Genomic DNA, 19,718 nt, shown 5'->3' with positions numbered 1-19,718 from the left:
AAATCATCGCGACCGGTCCTCGGAAATCCGTTCTCCTCGGCCCTTTAGCGATTTCTTTAACGTGGCTGCAAGCCGGCCGGCCAAATCACCACGGGAATGCTTGATAGCGCGGCGCATGCCGCGCGGTCAATGAAAAAGGATTCTTCATCATATGGGGTCAGTATCCCGCGCCGCCCTAACCAGCTTGGGTGGTTGAACTCAGCGCGCCTGCGTGAAGAAGATCTTCACCGCGAAGACGGAGAAGACGCCGGCGAAGCTGTAGTCCATCGCCCGCATCACGCGCTTGTTGCGCTGCAGCCATCCCGCCAGCCAATCGGCGGCCAGCACCACCATCGTGTTCACCGGCATGCCGATGACGATGAAGAAGAAGCCGAGGAACAGGAGCTTGCCGGTGACCGCCGGATCGTTCGCGGTCACGAATTGCGGCAGGAAGGTCATGAAGAAGATCACGACCTTCGGGTTCAGGAGGTTGACCCAGAAGCCGGTCGAGACGTTGGCAAGCGGCGTACCTTTCGCTTCTTCCACCCTGTTCACCGACAGGCTGGATCCATGGCGGATCGCCTGGACCGCCAGCCAGAAGAGATAGGCGGCGCCACCGGTCTTCAAGACCATGAAGGCGGTCGGTGACGCGGTGATGAGGGCCGAGATGCCGAAGGCGACGAGCAGCGTGTGGACGACGATGCCAAGCCCGGTTCCGACCACGACGAAAAGCGCGGCCTTCTTTCCCTGCGCCAGCGCCCGACTGATTGAAAGCGTCATGTCGGGTCCGGGCGTCGCGGCCAGAAGCAGGCTCGCGGCGGCAAAAGCAAGCAGGGTCGGCAAGCTCGGGACGAAATCCATGGCTATTCCTCAGACGGCTGATCCTTGCTGATACCGAAGCTTACCCGCTTTTGCCAGCAGATTCGTCTGAATGCCGCTGGTTCCGCTTGTATCCCTTCAAGTTCTGGCTAAAGTGCCGCAGATTTTGCACGGCGGCCTCGCCCGCCCTTGAAGAGCAGACGGACAGACTCATGACATCGCACAAAGACGTGAAAAAGGTCGTTCTCGCCTATTCCGGCGGTCTCGACACCTCGATCATCCTCAAATGGCTGCAGACCGAGCTGGGCGCCGAAGTCGTGACCTTCACCGCCGACCTCGGCCAGGGCGAAGAGCTGGAGCCGGCCCGCAAGAAGGCAGAGATGCTTGGCATCAAGGAGATCTATATCGAGGACGTCCGCGAGGAGTTCGTGAAGGACTTCGTCTTTCCGATGTTCCGCGCCAATGCGGTCTATGAAGGCGTCTACCTGCTCGGCACCTCGATCGCCCGTCCGCTGATCTCCAAGCACCTGATCGACATCGCCAGGAAGACCGGCGCCGACGCGATCGCCCACGGTGCGACCGGTAAGGGCAACGACCAGGTCCGCTTCGAGCTCTCGGCCTACGCGCTGAACCCGGACATCAAGATCATCGCCCCTTGGCGCGACTGGTCGTTCAAGAGCCGCACGGAACTGCTCGAATTCGCCGAGAAGCACCAGATCCCGGTCGCCAAGGACAAGAAGGGCGAGGCGCCCTTCTCCGTTGACGCCAACCTGCTGCACTCCTCGTCCGAAGGCAAGGTCCTGGAAGATCCGGCTCAGGAAGCGCCGGAATATGTGCACATGCGCACGATTTCCCCGGAGGCCGCACCCGATCAGGCGACCGTCATCAAGGTCGGTTTCGAGCGCGGCGACGCGGTCTCGATCAACGGCGTGCGCATGTCGCCGGCAACGCTGCTCGCCAAGCTCAACGACTACGGCCGCGACAACGGCATCGGCCGCATCGACCTCGTCGAAAACCGTTTCGTCGGCATGAAGTCGCGCGGCGTCTACGAGACCCCCGGCGGGACGATTCTGCTTGCCGCCCACCGGGCGATCGAGAGCATCACGCTCGACCGGGGTGCCGCGCACCTGAAGGACGAGCTGATGCCGCGCTATGCGGAGCTCATCTATTACGGCTTCTGGTTCTCGCCGGAGCGCGAGATGCTGCAGGCGGCGATCGACAGGAGCCAGGAGCATGTCGAAGGCGAAGTGACGCTGAAGCTCTACAAGGGCAATGTCATGGTTATCGGCCGCGAAAGCCCGAAGTCGCTCTATTCGGACAAGCTGGTCACCTTCGAGGACGACCAGGGCGCCTACGACCAGAAGGATGCAGCCGGCTTCATCAAGCTCAATGCGCTGCGCCTGCGCACGCTCGCCGCGCGCAACCGCTGAGATCTGGGAAAATTACCTCAAATCAAGAGCCGCGGCCGGTCAAACCGCCGCGGCTCTCTTCTTCTGCCCTTATTCGGCTGCGTCGCGAAGCGGCTCCTCCGATGAAGCCGGCACCGCCAGCGGATTTAGGCGGACAGTCCTTCGATACCAGACATAGCTTGCTATGGAGATGAGGCCGAAGCCCGGGATGATCGTTCCGAGCGCCAACGCCGGTGCGCCGACGAGTGCTGCGAGCGCGCCGCCGAGAAGCCCGGCACTCATCTGGATGAAACCCATCACCGCCGATGCAGTGCCGGCTATATGTGGGAAGGGCGCCATCGCCGCGGTCATCATATAGGGCATGACGAAGGCGATGCCGAAGGCATAGATGCCGATCGGCGCCATCACCAGGAGGAAGGTCGGCTCAAGCGTGTGCATGCTGAAGGCGAGGGCGAGGCTCGCCGCACCGATGAAGGCGAGGCCGGCTGGCACGAGCGCCTGCGGCGTGAAGCGGCGCATGAGGAGCCGCACGGTTACCGTGCCGGAGAAGAACAGACCCGATTGCATGAGCATGCCGACGCCGAACTCCGTCGGCGTCAGGCCGACTTGCCCGATCAGCACGAAGGGCAGCATGGTCGCCCATGCGTAGAGCGCGCCGACCGCTCCGGCGATCACTAGGGTAGAGGAGACGAAGCGGCCATCCGCCAGCAGCTCGCCATAGGCCGCGAGGATGGGCCCGACACGCCCTTTGCTGCGGTCCGGCGTCACCGTTTCGATCATGAAGAACTGAACGATGAAGCAGGCTATCAGCGCGAAGCCGACCATCAGCAGGAAGATCGACTGCCAGCCGAAGAGGCCGAGCGCGATGCCGCCGAGCGTCGGCGAGACCGCCGGCCCGAGCGCCAGCATCATGCCGATCATGTTCATGATGCGCGCCGCCGTGGTGCCGGTGAACTGATCGCGCACGATGGCGCGCGCCACCGTCATGCCGACGGAGGCGCCGATTCCCTGTACGAGCCGACCCGCGAGCAGCATCGCGATGGAAGGCGCGAAGGCCGCCATCAGGCTGCCAGCGAGATAGATCGCCATGAAGATGAGCGTCGCCCGTCGCCGGCCGATCACGTCCGAGAGCGTGCCCGAGACGAGCTGGGCGAAGGCAAAGCCGCCGAAATAGAGCGAGAGCGTCATCTTGATCGCCGCTTCGCTGGACGCGAAGGCGTGGACGAGTTCCGGCATCGCCGGCGTGTAGAGCGCCATCGAAACCGGGCCGAGCGCTACCAGGAAGGCGCCGATGATGCTCGTGCGCCGCTCGCTCATGCGCCGGGTCATTCCGCCGTCCCCTTCTCCTTGCCGGCGAGGCATGGGTCGAGCCGGCGAAGGTTGTCGCGCAGGATGCGGAGGCTGCTGCGCAACAGTTCCCGTCCCTCGTCCCCCAGACCGTCGGTATAGGCCGTCATCATTTCGCGCAGACCCGTCATCAACTCGGCGAGCAGCGGGTCGGCCTTGTCGGTGACGATAACATTCTTGGCGCGCCGGTCGGCCGGATCCGGCACGCGCGCGACGAGCCCCAGCGCTTCGAGACGATCGAGATAGGCCGAGAGCGTCATCGGTTCGATGCCCATCCGGGTGGCGATCTCAGCCTGCTTGATCCCCTCCGTCACGGCCACCTGGATCAGCGCGCGCGCCTCGCCGGGCGTGATCCCGAGCTCCATCGCGTTGACCTTGCGATCGAAGGCGCCGCGCAGCAGCCGGGAGACATCGGTGAGCAGCATCCCGATGGTATCGGATTCGAGTTTTCTCGGCATTGGATCGTTCACAGGGGAGATAATAAGGTTTGCTTATCATATTTACCGCGGTGGTGCAACGACGCGCCTCGATCTCGCGGATTGCCGAGCTGTCAAAAAATTGATATGAGCACCGGCCATGGAATCCAAATTCGGATGTCGCGAACAGAGAATCGTCGTGCTGCAGGACCACAAGCGTCTGCCGGCACGTTTTTTCGCGCGCGTCTCAGGGGCGCTCACCAGCCGCCTATCCTGATCGTTTCGATCAGTTCGCCGGCCGCTGCTGCTGGCTCTTTCCATTATTCTGACTATTCGATGGATATATCGCCATGAGCGCACCCCGTACCCTTTACGACAAGATCTGGGACGATCATCTGGTTCACAGCCAGGACGACGGCACCTGTCTTCTCTACATCGACCGTCACCTCGTGCACGAGGTGACGAGTCCGCAGGCCTTCGAGGGCCTGCGCATGGCCGGCCGCAAGGTCCGCGCGCCGGAAAAGACGCTTGCCGTCGTCGATCATAACGTCCCAACCTCGCCCGATCGCCACCTCGGCATCAAGAACGAGGAAAGCCGTATCCAGGTCGAGGCGCTTGCCAGAAATGCCGCCGATTTCGGCGTCGAATATTATTCCGAAAACGATAAGCGCCAGGGCATTGTCCACATCGTCGGCCCGGAGCAGGGCTTCACTTTGCCGGGTATGACGATCGTCTGCGGCGATAGCCACACTTCGACGCACGGCGCCTTCGGCGCGCTCGCTCACGGCATCGGCACCTCCGAGGTCGAGCATGTTCTGGCGACGCAGACGCTGATCCAGAAGAAGGCGAAGAACATGCTGGTGCGCGTCGACGGGCAGTTGCCGCCGGGCGTCACCGCCAAGGACATCATTCTTGCCATCATCGGCGAGATCGGCACCGCCGGCGGCACCGGCCACGTCATCGAGTTCGCCGGCGAGGCGATCCGTTCGCTGTCGATGGAAGGCCGCATGACCGTCTGCAACATGACGATCGAAGGCGGCGCCCGCGCCGGCCTGATCGCGCCGGACGAGACGACCTTCGCCTACATCAAGGATCGTCCGCGCGCGCCGAAGGGCAAGGCCTGGGATATGGCGCTCGAATACTGGAAGACGCTGCACACGGATGAGGGCGCCCATTACGACCGCGTCGTCGTGCTCGACGCCGCCAACCTGCCGCCGATCGTCTCCTGGGGCTCCTCGCCGGAAGACGTCGTGTCCGTGCAGGGCGTCGTTCCCAATCCGGACGACATCCAGGACGAGACGAAGCGGACTTCGAAGTGGCGGGCGCTCGACTATATGGGTCTGAAGCCGGGCACCAAGATCACCGATATCGCCATCGATCGGGTCTTCATCGGCTCCTGCACCAATGGCCGCATCGAGGATCTGCGCGCCGTCGCCAAGGTCGTGGAGGGCCGCAAGGTCGCCCCGACCGTCTCGGCCATGATCGTGCCGGGCTCCGGCCTCGTCAAGGAACAGGCGGAAGCCGAAGGTCTCGACAAGATCTTTAAGGAAGCGGGCTTCGACTGGCGCGAGCCCGGCTGCTCCATGTGCCTGGCGATGAACGACGACCGGCTGAAGCCGGGCGAGCGCTGCGCCTCCACGTCGAACCGCAACTTCGAAGGCCGCCAGGGCTTCAAGGGACGCACCCATCTCGTCTCGCCGGCGATGGCTGCCGCCGCGGCCATTGCCGGGCATTTCGTCGACATCCGCGAATGGAAATAAGCCGGATTTGAATTACTGCATGCGTCCTTAATTCGGAGTCGATTTAAGGACGCATGCGATAGGCCGCTCCTCGGGGCGGCTTTTTTTATGCCCGCGACAATGCAACAATGGACGGCCCAGCGCGACACATGAGGAGTGCCCCATGCCCGACGACGCCAGACCGCCGACGCGCCGACTCATGCTGCTCCGCCACGCCAAATCCGCTTGGCCGGACGGCGTTGCCGATCATCGTCGCCCGCTTGCCGGCCGCGGCCGGAAGGCGGCGCCGGCAATCGGCGCCTTCATGGCAAGGCAGGAACTGATCCCCGACCTTGCGCTTGTTTCGACCGCCCGGCGCGCGCAGGAAACCTGGGAGCTTGTCGCCGAGGCGTTGCCGCATGAGGTTGAAGCCCGCGACGCTGTCGGCATCTATGAGGTCGCCGCCGCGGCCATGATCGACGTGATCCGCAAGGTAGAGCCGACGGTCGAAAAGCTGCTCATCGTCGGGCACAATCCCGGCATGGCGGAGCTTGCGCTTCTCCTTGCCGGCAGCGGCAACGCGGTGGCGCTGGAACGTCTTGAGGCAAAGTTCCCGACGGCCGGACTCGCCGTTATCGATTTCACCATCGAGCAGTGGTCGGAAATTGCGCCCGGCACGGGCCGCCTCGTTCAGTTCGTGACGCCGCGCATGCTCGATGAGGATGAATAGCGGCGAATGACAGACGGGCCGCCTGTCGCATCATACAACCTTGACGATCGTACCGCGACGCATCTGTCGGATCAGTCGCCGCATCGCCGGCAGGCTGACGGCAATGCAGCCCTCCGTCGGGTCATATCCCGGACGAACGATGTGGAAGAAAATCGCCGAGCCGGCATTGCGCCGTCGGCGCGAGATGTTCCAGTCCATGACGAGACAGACATCGTAGAGACTATCCTCCCGCATCATCCTCTCGTGGCCGGCGACAAAGGGCGCTTTGACAGGGCGATTGTATGAGGCATGTCGCGGCGCATCGCACCAGAGCATGTCCGGACGCGTTGTCCTGAGCGGCAGGCGCGTCGGCGGCAGCGAGACGCGGTCGCGACGCACGTAGCCGCCGATCAGTCTCATTGCGGCGCGCGGTGTGGCGCCGTCGCCTTCGCGCTTGAAGGCCGTGACGCCGCCTCGCCCGATTGCCGCCTGCTCCGTTCTGCAGTCGTATCGGACGAGCGCGCGTGTTCGGTTGCGCGGGGCGGTCCTGACGATGATCAGGGATTTCTTCGATCTTACTCCCGACGTTTTCTTGCGCATTATTCTCACAAATTTTTGCTTTGCCGTGATCTCGCGGCGATCATAAGCACGGTTGCACATATCAGGGCTTGGAACCGTAGCCGCGCTTGCCAACAGCGGCATTTGAGTTAGTTTTGAATCAGGAAGCAAACAGGAACTGTCCCATGGCGACGCGCACCATCCTCCTTGTCGATGACGACAATGATCTGCGTGAGACGTTGATAGAGCAGCTTTCCCTTTACGAAGAGTTCGATCTCCTGCAGGAGGCGACCGCCGGCAAAGGGATCCATACCGCCCGCGCCCGCCAGGTCGATCTCCTCATCATGGATGTCGGTCTGCCGGACATGGATGGCCGCGAGGCGGTGAAGCTCCTGCGCAAGGGCGGATTTAAAGCGCCGATCATCATGCTGACCGGTCACGACACCGATTCGGACACGATCCTCGGCCTCGAAGCCGGTGCCAACGACTATGTGACCAAACCGTTCCGCTTCGCAGTGCTGCTTGCCCGCATCCGCGCCCAACTTCGCCAGCACGAGCAGAGCGAGGATGCGACCTTCAGCGTCGGTCCTTATACTTTCAAACCGAGCCAGAAGCTGCTTACCATGGAGAACGGCCAGAAGATTCGCCTGACCGAGAAGGAAGCGGCGATCATCCGCTATCTTTATCGCGCCGACCAGAAGGTCGTCACCCGCGACGTGCTGCTGGAAGAGGTCTGGGGCTACAATTCCGGGGTCACGACGCACACGCTCGAGACGCATGTCTACCGGCTGCGCCAGAAAATCGAACGCGACCCTTCCAATGCGGAGATTTTGGTGACAGAGAACGGCGGCTACAAGATCGTTCCCTGAGGCGCATCAAAGCGGACTCATGCGATGCGCTCTGGGTGTTTGCTTTTGTGCATGCTCCTGCCCCAAAACCGCTGCACCTTTGGGCGACATGCATTAAACCGGAGATTTGCCGCTTGGCGCTCAATGACGACATCGCGCTCCTGTCCAACGTCTCGCTCTTTGCCGATATCGGCGAGGACAAGCTGAGATTGATCGCCTTCGGCGCCGAGCGGCGCCGCGTCGCCAAGGGACACGAGCTCTTCCGCGAGGGCGCGCCGGCCGATTGCGCCTATGCCGTCGCAGCCGGCAGCTTCGCGCTCTCGAAGGCGGATGCGGAGGGCCTGCAACGACAGATCCAGACCGTCGGTCGCGGCGCGCTTTTGTCCGAACTCGCCTTGATATCGATGGTCGAGCGCAAGTTCACCGCGACAGCCGAGGAGGACAGCGAGGTGATCCGCATCAACCGCCCGCTCTTTCGCCGGATGCTGGAGGAGTATCCGGAAGTGACGGCGATGGTCGAAGCCCGCATCCGCGAGAACCTGCAGGCGATGATCCGCCGTGTCGAGGCGCTTGCCGGGCGGTTTGCGTAAGCGAATGGGCGGCGATTTTGCCCCTCATCCCGCCTGCAGGCCACCTTCTCCCCTCAGGCGGGGCGAAGGGAACTCGCGGCGCCGCCCCGCCTCATCGATGCGTCTAGCGGGAGCGATCGGCAAACCCCACTGCAAAGTGCTACAGCGTCCTTTGTGCGTCTGAAAGACGCACGGCGCTGTAGTCGCTTCTCCCCGTCAAACGGGGCAGGGCTAGTCCTCGGGTTAAACCCGAGGAGAGGGGCAAGTGCCTCAAAACTCGAAATGCGCAATCACCGGCACGTGATCGGATGGCCGGTCCCAGCCGCGCGCTTCCTTGAGGATCTCGACGCGAAGAAGCTTGGACGCGAGATCGGCAGAGGACCAGATATGGTCGAGCCGGCGGCCGCGATCGGCAGCCGTCCAGTCCTTCGCCCGATAGCTCCACCAAGTGTAGAGCTTTTCCGGCGGCGGCGTGTGCTGACGCATCAGGTCGACCCAGGCGCCCCCCGTCATCACCGAGATCAAGCCCTCGGTTTCGATCGGTGTATGGCTGACGATCTTCAAGAGCTGCTTGTGCGACCAGACGTCGTCCTCGAGCGGGGCGATGTTGAGATCGCCGACGAGGATCGACGAGATCCCCGCTTCGGCCTCGGCGTGCAGGAGCTTCATCTCGTCGACGAAGTCGAGCTTATGGCCGAACTTCGGATTGATCGTGCGGTCCGGCTCGTCGCCGCCGGCCGGCACATAGAAATTGTGCAGGCGGATCCTCTTGCCGGCGGCTTCGAAGACGACGGAGAGGTGGCGTGCATCGCCGACACCGCAATAATCGCGGCGGTCTGTCAACTCATGGAGCGGCAGGCGCGAGATGGTCGCCACGCCGTGATAGCCCTTCTGCCCGTGCATCTCGATGTATTGGTAGCCGAGTTTTCTCAGCGGTGCCGACGGAAACTGGTCGTCCGGGCACTTGGTTTCCTGCAGGCAGAGGATGTCCGGCTGCCAGGTCTGCAATAAATGTTCGACCAGCGGCATGCGCAGGCGGACGGAGTTGATGTTCCATGTGGCAATGGAAAGAGGCATTCCTCATTCTCCCGGGGATTCGCCGGCGGTAGGGACGTGACGCGTCCGGCAACGCGGAGCGTTTTTAAGCAGGTCGGGGCGGATCGACAAGTATGAAAAAGGCCGCCCGAGGGCAGCCTATATCAGTAGTCAGGCAATGCGCGTCAGCTCATTTGCCTCCCTTGTTCCGCACCTCGTCATAGGGGATGCGGAAGACCTTGTCGTCCAGCTCCATGCCGGTCCGGACATTGAAGATCATCACCGATGTGTCCTTCTTCTGCGCATCGGTGATCGTCCATTGCCTGAGATCATAGGTCTTCGGATCGAACATCATCGTGATGGTCGAATCTCCGAAGATCGAACGGTCGCCAAGCACGATGGTGATGAGGTCCGATTCCACCTTGACGTCTCGCACCATCCTGCTTCTCAAGTCGATCCTTTCGCTCAAGAGCAGGTTGAGCGGCGTCTTCGACAGCGGATAGATGTCCCAGGTTTTGAGCTTCATGTTGCCGATGACGACGGATCTGCCGTCGGCGATCACCCGCATGGGCGACGGGGCCTCGTAATTGAAGCGGATGCGCCCCGGCCGGCGGATGTAAAATTTGCCGCCCGTCTGTTCGCCGCGCGGGCCGAACTGCACGAACTCGCCTGCCATCGTCTTCACCGACGAGAAATGATCGGCGATCTTTTGCGCTATAGCGGGGGCCTGTGCCGAAGCGTGCCTCGTGTCGAATGTCGTGGCAGTCAGCCCGGCGAGCGCCGCAAGGCCACCCACGAAGACGCGCCGCGAGATTGCCCGATTGCGGCCGTCGCCGGATTTTTTCTCCATCATCGCAGTCTCCTTCATTTCGGCATCATTTGGCGAGCAAGTGGGGCGCCTTCAAGGCGTTGTATGTCCGGCGACAGGCTCCATTCTCAAATGACCGTTACCGGCCGTCGCCCTAATTCTAACGGCCGGTGATTTCCGCCTCGGTCGGCACCAGGATCTCGCGCTTGCCCGCATGATTCGCGGGACCGATGATGCCTTCCTGCTCCATTCGTTCGATCAGCGATGCCGCTCTATTATAGCCTATACCGAGGCGCCGCTGCACGTAGGACGTCGAAGCCTTGCCGTCTCGCAGGACAATCGCCACCGCCTGGTCGTAGGGGTCTTCGGAATCGGCAAGGTTCGAAGTGCCGGCCGGTCCGCCGCTTTCGTTTTCCTCGTCGTCGTCTTCCGTGATCGCATCGAGATATTGCGGCGCGCCCTGGGTCTTGAGGTAAGCGACGACCTCCTCGACCTCGGTGTCGGAGACGAAGGGGCCGTGTACGCGCTGAATCCGGCCGCCACCGGCCATGTAGAGCATGTCGCCCATCCCCAGGAGCTGCTCGGCCCCCTGTTCACCGAGGATAGTGCGGCTGTCGATCTTGGACGTCACCTGGAAGGAGATGCGCGTCGGGAAGTTCGCCTTGATCGTACCGGTGATGACGTCGACCGACGGGCGCTGTGTCGCCATGATGACGTGGATGCCCGCGGCGCGAGCCATCTGCGCGAGCCGCTGAACGGCGCCCTCGATGTCCTTGCCGGCGACCATCATCAGGTCGGCCATCTCGTCGATGATGACGACGATATAGGGCATCGGAGAGAGATCGAATTCCTCCGTCTCGTAGATTGCCTCGCCGGTCTGGCGATCGAAGCCGGTCTGGACGGTGCGGGTGATCGCCTCGCCCTTGGCGAGCGCCTGCTCGACGCGGTTGTTGAAGCCGTCGATGTTGCGCACGCCGATCTTCGACATCTTCTTGTAGCGCTCTTCCATCTCGCGCACCGTCCATTTCAGCGCGACAACGGCCTTCTTCGGATCGGTCACGACCGGCGAGAGCAGATGTGGGATGCCGTCATAGACGGAGAGTTCGAGCATCTTCGGATCGATCATGATCAGCCGGCACTGCTCGGGCGTGAGCCGGTAGAGCAGCGACAGGATCATGGTGTTGATCGCCACGGACTTGCCCGAGCCGGTGGTACCGGCAACGAGCAGATGCGGCATCTTGGCGAGGTCGGCGATCACCGCCTCGCCGCCTATGGTCTTGCCGAGCGCCATTGCGAGCTTGGTCTTGGTCGTCTCGAAGTCGCGCGAGCCGATCAGCTCGCGCAGATAGACCATCTCGCGCCGCTGGTTCGGCAGTTCGATGCCGATGGCATTGCGGCCCGGCACGACGGCGACGCGGGCGGCGATCGCGCTCATCGAGCGGGCAATGTCGTCGGCAAGGCCGATGACGCGCGAGGACTTGATGCCCGGTGCCGGCTCCAGCTCGTAGAGCGTGACGACTGGACCGGGGCGGACGTGGATGATTTCGCCCTTGACGCCGAAATCCTCGAGCACGCCCTCGAGCATGCGGGCGTTCTGTTCGAGCGCATCGGCAGAGAGCGAGGCATCGCGCGCGACGTTCTTCGGCTCCGCGAGGAAATGGATCGGCGGCAGTGTGAAATCGCCGTCGTCCGCGACGAAGGAGCGCTGCGCCTCGCGTTCGACGCGCTGGCCGCTCTTCGGCCGCGCTGGCGGCGGTGCCACACGCGAGCCTGCCGGTACGAGCGTCGGCTTCGGTGGCGCGGGCCGTGGCGCCCAGTCGGCGGCGATGTCTTCATCCGGCAGGATGCCGGCGGGCCGGCGCTCGTCGATATCGAAAGGTAGGTCGTCGTCCTCGTCGACCATGATCGACGGCGGCGTGACGATGCGGCGTTCAGCGCGATCGAGCGACGGCTCGACGCGATCGGCGCCGGCAAGCGCTTTCGGCCGGGCCGGCTCGTTCAGCGTGCCGAATTCATCATTGTTGAAGTCGTAAGGTTCGTCGTAATGCCGCTTGGCGGCGCGCGTCATGCCGAACATGCGGCGCAGCCGCGCCTGGGCGGTGAAGCGCATATGCGCAAGCGACCCCATCAAAAGGGTAAAGGGCCCTCCCTCGTCCTCTTCCTCGAGCTCGTCGCGTATCGTGCGCGCCTTGCTGGGTGCGGCCTCCGCCGCCGGCTCCGCCTCTTCCTCGTCGCTGACGCCGATGAGGCCGGCGCTGTAGATCAGGCACCAGGCGGCAGGCGCGGCGAAAAGGCAGGCGAGGACCGTTGCAAAGGTGCCGGTCGGGAATGTGCCGGTGAAAAGCGCCGGAAAACGCAGGATCATATCGCCGAAGACGCCGCCGAGGCCGTTCGGCAGCGGCCAGGTGATCGGCGCCGGCACGCAGCTCAAGGCCGCGCTCGCCAGCACCGAGCCGACGAACCAGAGGCCAAGCCGCTTCAGGACCTTGTCAAAGGGTTTGCTGCCGATGAGAACGAAGGCCCAGGCGACGGCCGGCAGCAGCGCCACCACGCTCGCCAGGCCGAAGAACTGCATGAAGATGTCGGCAAAGGCGGCGCCGCCATAGCCGAGCAGGTTGGTCGGCTCGTCCGAGGTCGCGTAGGAAAAGCTCGGATCGGAAACGTTCCAGGTCGAAAGCGCGGCAACGGCAAGTGCCAGCGCGCCGATCAAGGCAAAGCCCGCCAGCGAGGCGATCTGGCGCCATACGAAGGTGGTCAGCACGAACCGGTTGGAACGGCTGTCAAGCGTTGCGGGATTGCTTCTGCTCATGTTGCCTGCTGCCCGTTTCGACCCGCCGGAACGCCACGCTTCTTCAAGTGAACGGTGAGAACATTCCAGCCTTTGATTGCAGAGCATCCTCGCCGCCCCCGAAACCGGGCGGGAGCAGAACGCTCCGGGCACGTTGCGTGCCATGGAATCAACCTACGCGGAGTAGGGTTAATGCGACATTAACCATGCGCGTGTGTGGCCGAAATAGCCGTGGATGGGGACCATTGAGTCAAAAAAAGCCCGGATCGCGAGGATCCGGGCGAAGGGCGATCCACAATATGCGGACCGCGACGGGACTGTTGGCGGCGCCCCCTGCAGGCGGCGCCGCAATCACGCTTAGCTGGTGTGATAGGCGGCCTCGCCGTGCGAGGAGAGGTCGAGACCTTCACGCTCCGCCTCGACCGAGACGCGCAGGCCGACGATCGCATCGACTACCTTGTAGAGGATGAACGAGCCGATACCGGACCAAACGACCGTAACCAGGACGCCCTTGAGCTGCGCCCAGACCTGGGTTGCCGTGCCGGCGTAGCCGGCGGCGAAGTCGGCCGTGGAGTAGTCGACGATGCCGGCGCCACCGAGGGCCGGGTTGACGAGGATGCCTGTTCCGATCGCGCCGAGAATGCCGCCGACGCCGTGAATACCGAAGACGTCGAGGCTGTCGTCGTAGTTGAACTTGTTCTTCACCACGTCAACGAAGAAGTAGCAGACTGGCGAGACGATGAGGCCGAGCACGATCGCCCCCATCGGACCGGCAAAGCCGGCAGCCGGGGTAACGGCAACGAGACCCGCAACCGCACCCGAGGCGGCGCCGAGCATCGAGGCCTTGCCACGAACGAGCGTTTCAACCACGGCCCAGGAGACGATGGCGGCTGCGGTCGCCAGGAAGGTGTTGATCATGGCGAGAGCGGCATAGGCGTTGGCTTCGAGATTCGAGCCGGCGTTGAAGCCGAACCAGCCGACCCAGAGCAGCGAAGCGCCGACCATGGTGAGCGTCATCGAATGCGGAGCCATGATCTCCCGCTTGTAGCCCGTGCGCTTGCCCAGCAAGATGGCGCCGACGAGGCCCGCGATACCGGCATTGATGTGGACGACGGTGCCGCCGGCGAAGTCGATCGCGCCGAAGGAGAAGATCAGGCCGGTCGGAGCCGTATAGGCGCTCGGGCCACCCCAGAACCAGACCATGTGGGCGATCGGGAAGTAGACGAAGGTGACCCACAGGATGACGAAGAGCATGACGGCCGAGAACTTGATGCGCTCGGCGAAGGCGCCGACGATCAGAGCCGGCGTGATGCAGGCGAAGGTCATCTGGAACACCACGAAGACGTATTCAGGGATGAAGACGCCCTTGGAGAAGCTTTCCGCGAGCGTCGTCGTGTCGACGCCGGCCAGGAACATCTTCGAGAAGCCGCCGATGAAGGAGTTGAGCGAGCCGCCGTCGGTGAAGGCGAGCGAATAGCCGTAGGTGACCCAGATGATCATGACGACCGCGGTGATCATCAGGACCTGCATCAGCACCGACAGCATGTTCTTGGCGCGCACGAGACCGCCATAGAAGAGCGCAAGGCCGGGAACGGTCATCAGCAGGACGAGAATGGTCGACAGCAGCATCCAGGTGGTATCGCCCTTGTCCGGGACGGGCGTTGCGGCAGCCGCCTCGGCCGCGGCAGGCGCGGCCTCCTGGGCAAAGGCAACGACCGGCGCGAGCAAGGCGGCAGCGGTTGCGCCCACACGTCGAAGAGAGGTGGAAAGGTTGAATGACGACATCGAAAAAAGCTCCCTGAACGGCGCGGTTTACAGCGCTTCTGTGTCGGTTTCGCCGGTGCGGATTCGCACGGCGTGGTCGATCGAATAGACGAAGATCTTGCCGTCGCCGATCTGCCCGGTCTTGGCGGCCGAAGCGATGGCTTCGACGGCTTTGTCGACGATCTCCGTCGGAACCGCGATTTCGATCTTCAGCTTCGGCAGGAAGCTCACGGCGTATTCGGTGCCGCGGTAAATCTCGGTGTGCCCCTTCTGGCGGCCGTAGCCCTTCACTTCGGTCACGGTCAAACCCTGGATGCCAACGGCAGTAAGGGCGTCGCGGACCTCATCGAGCTTGAACGGCTTGATAATGGCCATCACAATTTTCATCGGTTTCCCATCCTTGTCTGCCTCCGGCCGGAGGCCTCTCTCCTTGCTGCTTAAGCGTCTGAAGCGCCGGGCAATTGGAAAATCACATTCAAGGGGCGTGCCAGATTCGATGGGAGGGCTTAAATTGAGGAAAAGACACGAAAAAACCACCTTTCAGGAGGGTGGGGCCCTGAAATGCCGAAAAAGACATCAATAAAACAGCCCAAAAAATGGGCAAAAATTAAAAAATGCTCAGTCTTTATTCAGTTGCCTTTTTGCGGATCAATCCTTCCTGTGCCACGGAGGCAATCAGAACGCCTGATCGATCGAACAGGCTGCCGCGCGTCATGCCGCGGGCGCAGTGCGCGCTCGGACTGTCCTGCGCGTAGAGCAGCCAGTCGTCCATCTTGCACGGGCGATGGAACCACATGGCATGGTCGAGGCTCGCGACCTGCAGGTTGCGGTCGAACACCGAGGTGCCGTGCGCGTAAAGCGACGTGTCGAGAAGCGTCATGTCGGAGAGATAGGCGAGAATGGCCGCCTGCAGATGCCGCTCGTCCGGTACCGCGCCGACGGCTTTCACCCACACGTCCTGGGTCGGCGGCAGCTTGTCGCGCGAGAAATAGTGCTCAACCGAGACGGGGCGGATCTCGATCGGCCGCGGCCGCTCCCAATAGCGGCGGATCGCTTCCGGCGCATGGACGAGAAACTTCTCCTTGAGTTCCTGCTCCCCCGGCAGCGTCTCGGGCATTGGCACGGCCGGCATGTCGAACTGATGCTCGAAACCGTCCTCGTCATATTGGAAGGAGGCCGACATCGCGAAGATCGCCTTGCCGTGCTGGATCGCCACCACGCGCCGCGTCGCGAAGCTCGATCCGTCGCGGATGCGGTCCACCTCGTAGATGATTGGAACGGAGGGATCGCCTGGCCTGAGGAAATAGGCGTGCAGCGAATGGACATAGCGGCCTTCGTCGACGGTGCGCTGGGCGGCGACCAACGATTGGCCGATCACCTGCCCGCCGAAGACCCGCTGCCATCCGACCTGGGGGCTTAGGCCCCGGAACAGATTCTCTTCGAGCTTTTCGAGATCAAGGATCGCGAGAAGCGCGTCCATGGGCGTGGCGGTTTCGGTGAGGCGCAACATTTTTCGGCGGTCTCCGATGGTAGGAACGGCGATGGCATTGATCTATATAGGCGGGAGACGATACTCAAGTGCGACGGGAGAGACAGGCGAATGATCGATGTACTGATTGCCGGAGGCGGCTATGTTGGCCTGTCGCTTGCCGTCTCGCTCAAGAAAGCCGCCCCGCACCTGCACGTCACGGTGGTCGACGGCGCGCCGGAGGATGCCTGGAGAAAAGACGAGCGCGCGTCGGCGGTCGCTTTGGCCGCGGAACGGATGCTCGATGTTCTCGGCGTCTGGAGCGCGATTGCCCCCGAAGCGCAGCCTATCCTCAGGATGGTCATCACCGATTCGAAGACGGCCGATCCGGTCCGGCCGGTCTTCCTGACCTTCGAAGGCGACGGCGGCGAAGGGCGTCCTTTTGCCCATATGGTGCCGAACACGGCCCTGGTGGGAGCGCTGCGCGACGCCTGCAAGGATTTCGGCATACCGGTCCGGCAGTCGACGATGGTTGAGAGCTTTACGAGCGGCGAGCACGCGGTCCACGTGACGCTCGCGGGCGGCGAAGAATTGCAGGCGCGCCTCCTGGTCGCCTGCGACGGCATCCGTTCGAAGCTGCGCGAGGCGGCCGGCATCAAGGTCGTGGAATTCGACTACGGCCAGTCCGGCATCGTCACAACGGTCGAGCATGAACGCCCGCACGGCGGCACGGCGGAGGAGCATTTCCTGCCGGCCGGGCCCTTCGCGACGCTGCCGCTCAAGAACAACCGTTCGTCGCTCGTCTGGACCGAGAGCACATATGATGCCGAACGCCTGGTGAAGGAGGACGATTTCATTTTCGAGGAGGAGCTGGAGCGCCGCTTCGGTCACAAGCTCGGCCATCTCAAGGTGGTCGGCGGCCGCCGGGCCTTTCCGCTCGGGCTGACGCTTGCCCGCGAGTTCATCGCACCGCGTTTCGCGCTCGCGGGGGATGCCGCGCACGGCATTCACCCGATCTCCGGCCAGGGGCTCAACCTCGGATTCAAGGATGCGGCGGCGCTCGCCGAAACCATCGTCGAGGCCGATCGCCTCGGCCTCGACATCGGCTCGCTTGCGGTTCTGGAGCGGTACCAGAGCTGGCGGCGTTTCGACACCGTCCGCATGGGCATCACGACGGACGTCCTCAACCGGCTCTTTTCAAACGACATCATGCCGCTTCGGGTCGTCCGCGACATCGGCCTCGGCCTCGTCGACCGCCTGCCGTCGCTCAAGAACTTCTTCATCCGCCAGGCGGCGGGGATTGCCGGCCGAGGCGATCCGCGCCTGCTCGCCGGCGAGCCGATCTGAACACGCCGGCTTTCATCTGTAGCCGTCCCTCATCCCGCTGCCGCGACCTTCTCCCCCGTCTTGACGGGGAGAAGGCTAATTTAGGGTGAGGGGCAATTCACTCCTGGGGTAATGGCGAGATTTCAGCGGTTCGTTGAGAATACTCAATCCTCAATCTTGCGCGCCTCGGAGACCAGCATGATCGGCACGCCGTCGCGGATCGGATAGGCGAGACGGGCCTTTTCCGAGATCAGTTCGTTGGCCTCCGCGTCATAGCTGAGCCGTCCCTTGCACAGAGGGCAGACGAGCAGTTCGAGGAGTTTCGGATCGACCTTGCTGGCGTTGACGTCCATGGTTTTCGTTACTGCAGGATATTGTCGAGATCGCCGAAGTTGCGGGCGAGCACGATCTCGGTGATCGCGATCAGCGTCTCGGCACGCGTCTTGAGGTCCGGCGCCTCCAGGAGCGCCTGCTTTTCAGCCGGCCCATAAGGCGACATCATCGCCATGGAATTGACCAACGTGCGGTTGCTCGCCCGCTCCACGCTTTCCCAATCCGCTTCGAGTTTGTTGGCGTCGAGATAAGCGCGGAAGGCTGCGAGAAGCGCTTCGCGGTCGACGAGGTTCTCATCGTCCGGACTTTCGAGATCGCTCGCAAAGGGACCAATGCGGAAGCGCCGGTAGCCGCGAACGGCCGCGACTTCGGCGAAGAGGCGAAAGCGGCAGACGCCGGTGAGCGAAGTGATGTAGCGTCCGTCGCCGGTCTCGGCGAAGGAGGTGATCCGGCCGATGCAGCCAACCTGGCAGAGCGCCGGCACGGCGGAGGCGTCGATCTCGTTCCGCCCCTCGGCAAAGGAGGGCTGGACGATGCCGATCAGCCGGTTGCCGGCGAGCGCATCGTCGAACATAGCAAGATAGCGTGGCTCGAAGATATTGAGCGGAAGCTGTGCGCCGGGAAGCAGGAGCGCGCCCGTTAAGGGAAATACCGGAAGTATCTCCGGCAGGTCCTGCGGACCGAGATAGCGCGCATTTCCGACATGCATTCTGATAACCCTGCAGATAGCGGCTGCTGCGTCCTACCGCCAGCGCCGAGCCACGTCCAAGAAATGGTGCATTCCGCAAAAATCTCAAGGGAGAAGACGCGGGATGGAGCGAAGGACGGCGAAAAAACCGGCGCTCGAGCGGGAGGTTACCACTTGAACAGGCCTAATGCATGTCGCCCAAAGCGTGCAGCGGTTTTGGGGCAACGACATGCACAAAAACAAAGGTCTAAAGCGCTTCGCGTGAATTCGTTTGAACGCGACGCGCTTTAGGATCCCGACGCAAAAAAGCCGGCCCCCGGGGGCCGGCTTCCAAGCGACGAAAACTCTCTTCTTCGGCTTACTGGCACGCCTCGATCTGCTTCAGCGCGGCCGAGATGCCGGATAGCGAGTAGGAGTAGTTGGTTTCCGTGCCCCTGCGGGACTTGGCGGTGACAGACATGGCCTTGCCGGATTTCATCGCGGCGACCAGGGCCGGTTCCTCGGCAGCGTTTTCGACCCAGGCGGAATTGCCCTTGGTGAACATGACGAAGGTGCGGCCGTCGATCACCACATTGACCTTCGAATTGTCCTGCAACTGGTAACCCATCATCGCCTGCGGCTCGTAGCTGATGTTCTGGCCGGGGCGCTGCGAGACGAGGAAGAAGATATCGCCGTGATCGACGCCGGCCGGGCTCTTCTCCTTCGGCACGGAGAGAACGTAGCAAACCTTGCCGTTGCCGGACTGGTAGGAATAGGCGCCCCAGGCGCTGAACTGCTGGATTCGCGTCGGCGATTGCGCGGAAGCCACGCCGGCTGCAGCCAGTACGAGTGCGAGTGCAGTTGCGATCTTTCTTACAAACATGGGGTTCCTGCCGCTTGTCTTGCTTACGTCGCCCGATACAGCCTCGGACGGGCAACGCATAGTCACGATTTGAATTTATTTTGACTTAATTCAGGTTACTAAACCGTCAACGATCCCGGAAAACCGCCCCTTTGCTTCCAGACGGGCTATCGCACGCGAGTACCGGTCCGCCCATCGCTGTGGCATCAAGGTCCTTCGCATACGGATTGCCGGTTCGGTCGACGTTGCTGCTGCAAGAGCCGTTGCCCGGTAGGAATCCTGTCTCAAATCTCAT

19 protein-coding genes and 1 riboswitch are annotated in these 19,718 nt (G+C 62.8%); of the genes, 6 read left to right on the top strand and 13 right to left on the bottom strand.

From position 1 onward, the window contains the following. Positions 1-24: 24 nt before the first annotated feature. Positions 25-102, bottom strand: a riboswitch (SAM riboswitch). Positions 103-198: 96 nt separating this feature from the next. Then, the gene (locus tag M728_RS15260) at positions 199-840 is read right to left on the bottom strand and encodes a LysE family translocator (protein ID WP_026620127.1); all 642 of its coding nucleotides are present in this window, start codon (positions 838-840) and stop codon (positions 199-201) included. 170 nt (positions 841-1,010) lie between these two features. On the opposite strand from M728_RS15260, the gene M728_RS15255 reads away from it, so the two are divergent. Next, complete coding sequence (locus M728_RS15255; protein WP_026620126.1) at positions 1,011-2,228, top strand: argininosuccinate synthase; 1,218 nt, start codon at positions 1,011-1,013, stop codon at positions 2,226-2,228. A gap of 69 nt (positions 2,229-2,297) precedes the next feature. Here M728_RS15255 and M728_RS15250 read toward each other — a convergent pair whose 3' ends face one another. Together M728_RS15250 and M728_RS15245 are read right to left on the bottom strand one after the other, a co-directional pair. Further along, positions 2,298-3,536 carry a multidrug effflux MFS transporter gene (locus tag M728_RS15250; protein ID WP_026620125.1) on the bottom strand — a complete coding sequence of 413 codons (1,239 nt, stop codon included), beginning with the start codon at positions 3,534-3,536 and terminating at the stop codon, positions 2,298-2,300. Beyond that, complete coding sequence (locus M728_RS15245) at positions 3,533-4,012, bottom strand: MarR family winged helix-turn-helix transcriptional regulator (RefSeq protein WP_026620124.1); 480 nt, start codon at positions 4,010-4,012, stop codon at positions 3,533-3,535. Before M728_RS15245 ends, M728_RS15250 begins: the two co-directional genes overlap by 4 nt. A 308-nt stretch (positions 4,013-4,320) precedes the next feature. Here M728_RS15245 and leuC point away from each other — a divergent pair, with 308 nt between their 5' ends. Together leuC and M728_RS15235 are read left to right on the top strand one after the other, a co-directional pair. Beyond that, positions 4,321-5,730: a 3-isopropylmalate dehydratase large subunit gene (gene leuC / locus M728_RS15240; protein WP_026620123.1), complete on the top strand. Its 1,410-nt coding sequence runs from the start codon at positions 4,321-4,323 to the stop codon at positions 5,728-5,730. 142 nt (positions 5,731-5,872) lie between these two features. Then, positions 5,873-6,418, top strand: coding sequence for a histidine phosphatase family protein (locus tag M728_RS15235; protein WP_026620122.1), 546 nt, complete (start codon positions 5,873-5,875; stop codon positions 6,416-6,418). Positions 6,419-6,448: 30 nt separating this feature from the next. On the opposite strand, the gene M728_RS15230 is transcribed toward M728_RS15235, so the two are convergent. After that, a complete protein-coding gene (locus M728_RS15230) occupies positions 6,449-6,997 on the bottom strand; it encodes a L,D-transpeptidase (RefSeq protein WP_026620121.1) in 549 nt (182 codons plus the stop codon). A gap of 143 nt (positions 6,998-7,140) precedes the next feature. Here M728_RS15230 and M728_RS15225 point away from each other — a divergent pair, with 143 nt between their 5' ends. Continuing rightward, positions 7,141-7,824 carry a response regulator transcription factor gene (locus tag M728_RS15225; RefSeq protein ID WP_026620120.1) on the top strand — a complete coding sequence of 228 codons (684 nt, stop codon included), beginning with the start codon at positions 7,141-7,143 and terminating at the stop codon, positions 7,822-7,824. 113 nt (positions 7,825-7,937) lie between these two features. Next, positions 7,938-8,393 (top strand): cyclic nucleotide-binding domain-containing protein, encoded by a 456-nt coding sequence (locus tag M728_RS15220; protein ID WP_026615418.1) that lies wholly within the window; start codon positions 7,938-7,940, stop codon positions 8,391-8,393. Positions 8,394-8,642: 249 nt separating this feature from the next. Here M728_RS15220 and M728_RS15215 read toward each other — a convergent pair whose 3' ends face one another. The 6 genes from M728_RS15215 to tesB all read right to left on the bottom strand — a co-directional run bounded on the left by M728_RS15215 (position 8,643) and on the right by tesB (position 16,277). Beyond that, complete coding sequence (locus M728_RS15215) at positions 8,643-9,449, bottom strand: exodeoxyribonuclease III (RefSeq protein ID WP_026620119.1); 807 nt, start codon at positions 9,447-9,449, stop codon at positions 8,643-8,645. A 148-nt stretch (positions 9,450-9,597) separates the two neighbouring features. Then, entirely contained in the window at positions 9,598-10,260 is a 663-nt protein-coding gene (locus M728_RS15210; RefSeq protein WP_026620118.1) for an outer membrane lipoprotein carrier protein LolA, read from the bottom strand. A gap of 115 nt (positions 10,261-10,375) precedes the next feature. Further along, complete coding sequence (locus tag M728_RS15205) at positions 10,376-13,024, bottom strand: DNA translocase FtsK (protein ID WP_026620117.1); 2,649 nt, start codon at positions 13,022-13,024, stop codon at positions 10,376-10,378. A gap of 336 nt (positions 13,025-13,360) precedes the next feature. Next, a complete protein-coding gene (locus M728_RS15200) occupies positions 13,361-14,788 on the bottom strand; it encodes an ammonium transporter (protein ID WP_026620116.1) in 1,428 nt (475 codons plus the stop codon). Between the two features lie 27 nt (positions 14,789-14,815). Beyond that, positions 14,816-15,154, bottom strand: a complete 339-nt coding sequence (locus M728_RS15195; protein ID WP_026620115.1) for a P-II family nitrogen regulator — start codon at positions 15,152-15,154, stop codon at positions 14,816-14,818. 238 nt (positions 15,155-15,392) lie between these two features. After that, positions 15,393-16,277 carry an acyl-CoA thioesterase II gene (gene tesB / locus M728_RS15190; protein WP_026620114.1) on the bottom strand — a complete coding sequence of 295 codons (885 nt, stop codon included), beginning with the start codon at positions 16,275-16,277 and terminating at the stop codon, positions 15,393-15,395. Positions 16,278-16,367: 90 nt separating this feature from the next. Here tesB and M728_RS15185 point away from each other — a divergent pair, with 90 nt between their 5' ends. Continuing rightward, positions 16,368-17,582: a ubiquinone biosynthesis hydroxylase gene (locus M728_RS15185; protein ID WP_026620113.1), complete on the top strand. Its 1,215-nt coding sequence runs from the start codon at positions 16,368-16,370 to the stop codon at positions 17,580-17,582. 143 nt (positions 17,583-17,725) lie between these two features. Here M728_RS15185 and M728_RS15180 read toward each other — a convergent pair whose 3' ends face one another. The 3 genes from M728_RS15180 to M728_RS15170 form a co-directional block, all read right to left on the bottom strand. Next, entirely contained in the window at positions 17,726-17,914 is a 189-nt protein-coding gene (locus tag M728_RS15180) for a Trm112 family protein (protein ID WP_026615426.1), read from the bottom strand. A gap of 8 nt (positions 17,915-17,922) precedes the next feature. Further along, positions 17,923-18,603 (bottom strand): LON peptidase substrate-binding domain-containing protein, encoded by a 681-nt coding sequence (locus M728_RS15175; RefSeq protein ID WP_026615427.1) that lies wholly within the window; start codon positions 18,601-18,603, stop codon positions 17,923-17,925. A gap of 337 nt (positions 18,604-18,940) precedes the next feature. Then, on the bottom strand, positions 18,941-19,444 hold the full coding sequence (locus tag M728_RS15170; protein WP_026615428.1) for an invasion associated locus B family protein: 504 nt from the start codon (positions 19,442-19,444) through the stop codon (positions 18,941-18,943). Between the last annotated feature and the right edge of the window lie 274 nt (positions 19,445-19,718).

Origin of the sequence: Ensifer sp. WSM1721 (genome assembly GCF_000513895.2) — a bacterium.
Taxonomy (GTDB): Bacteria; Pseudomonadota; Alphaproteobacteria; order Rhizobiales; family Rhizobiaceae; genus Sinorhizobium.
Note: the sequence above shows the minus strand (reverse complement) of the source record. Positions and strands in the feature narration are given on the sequence as shown.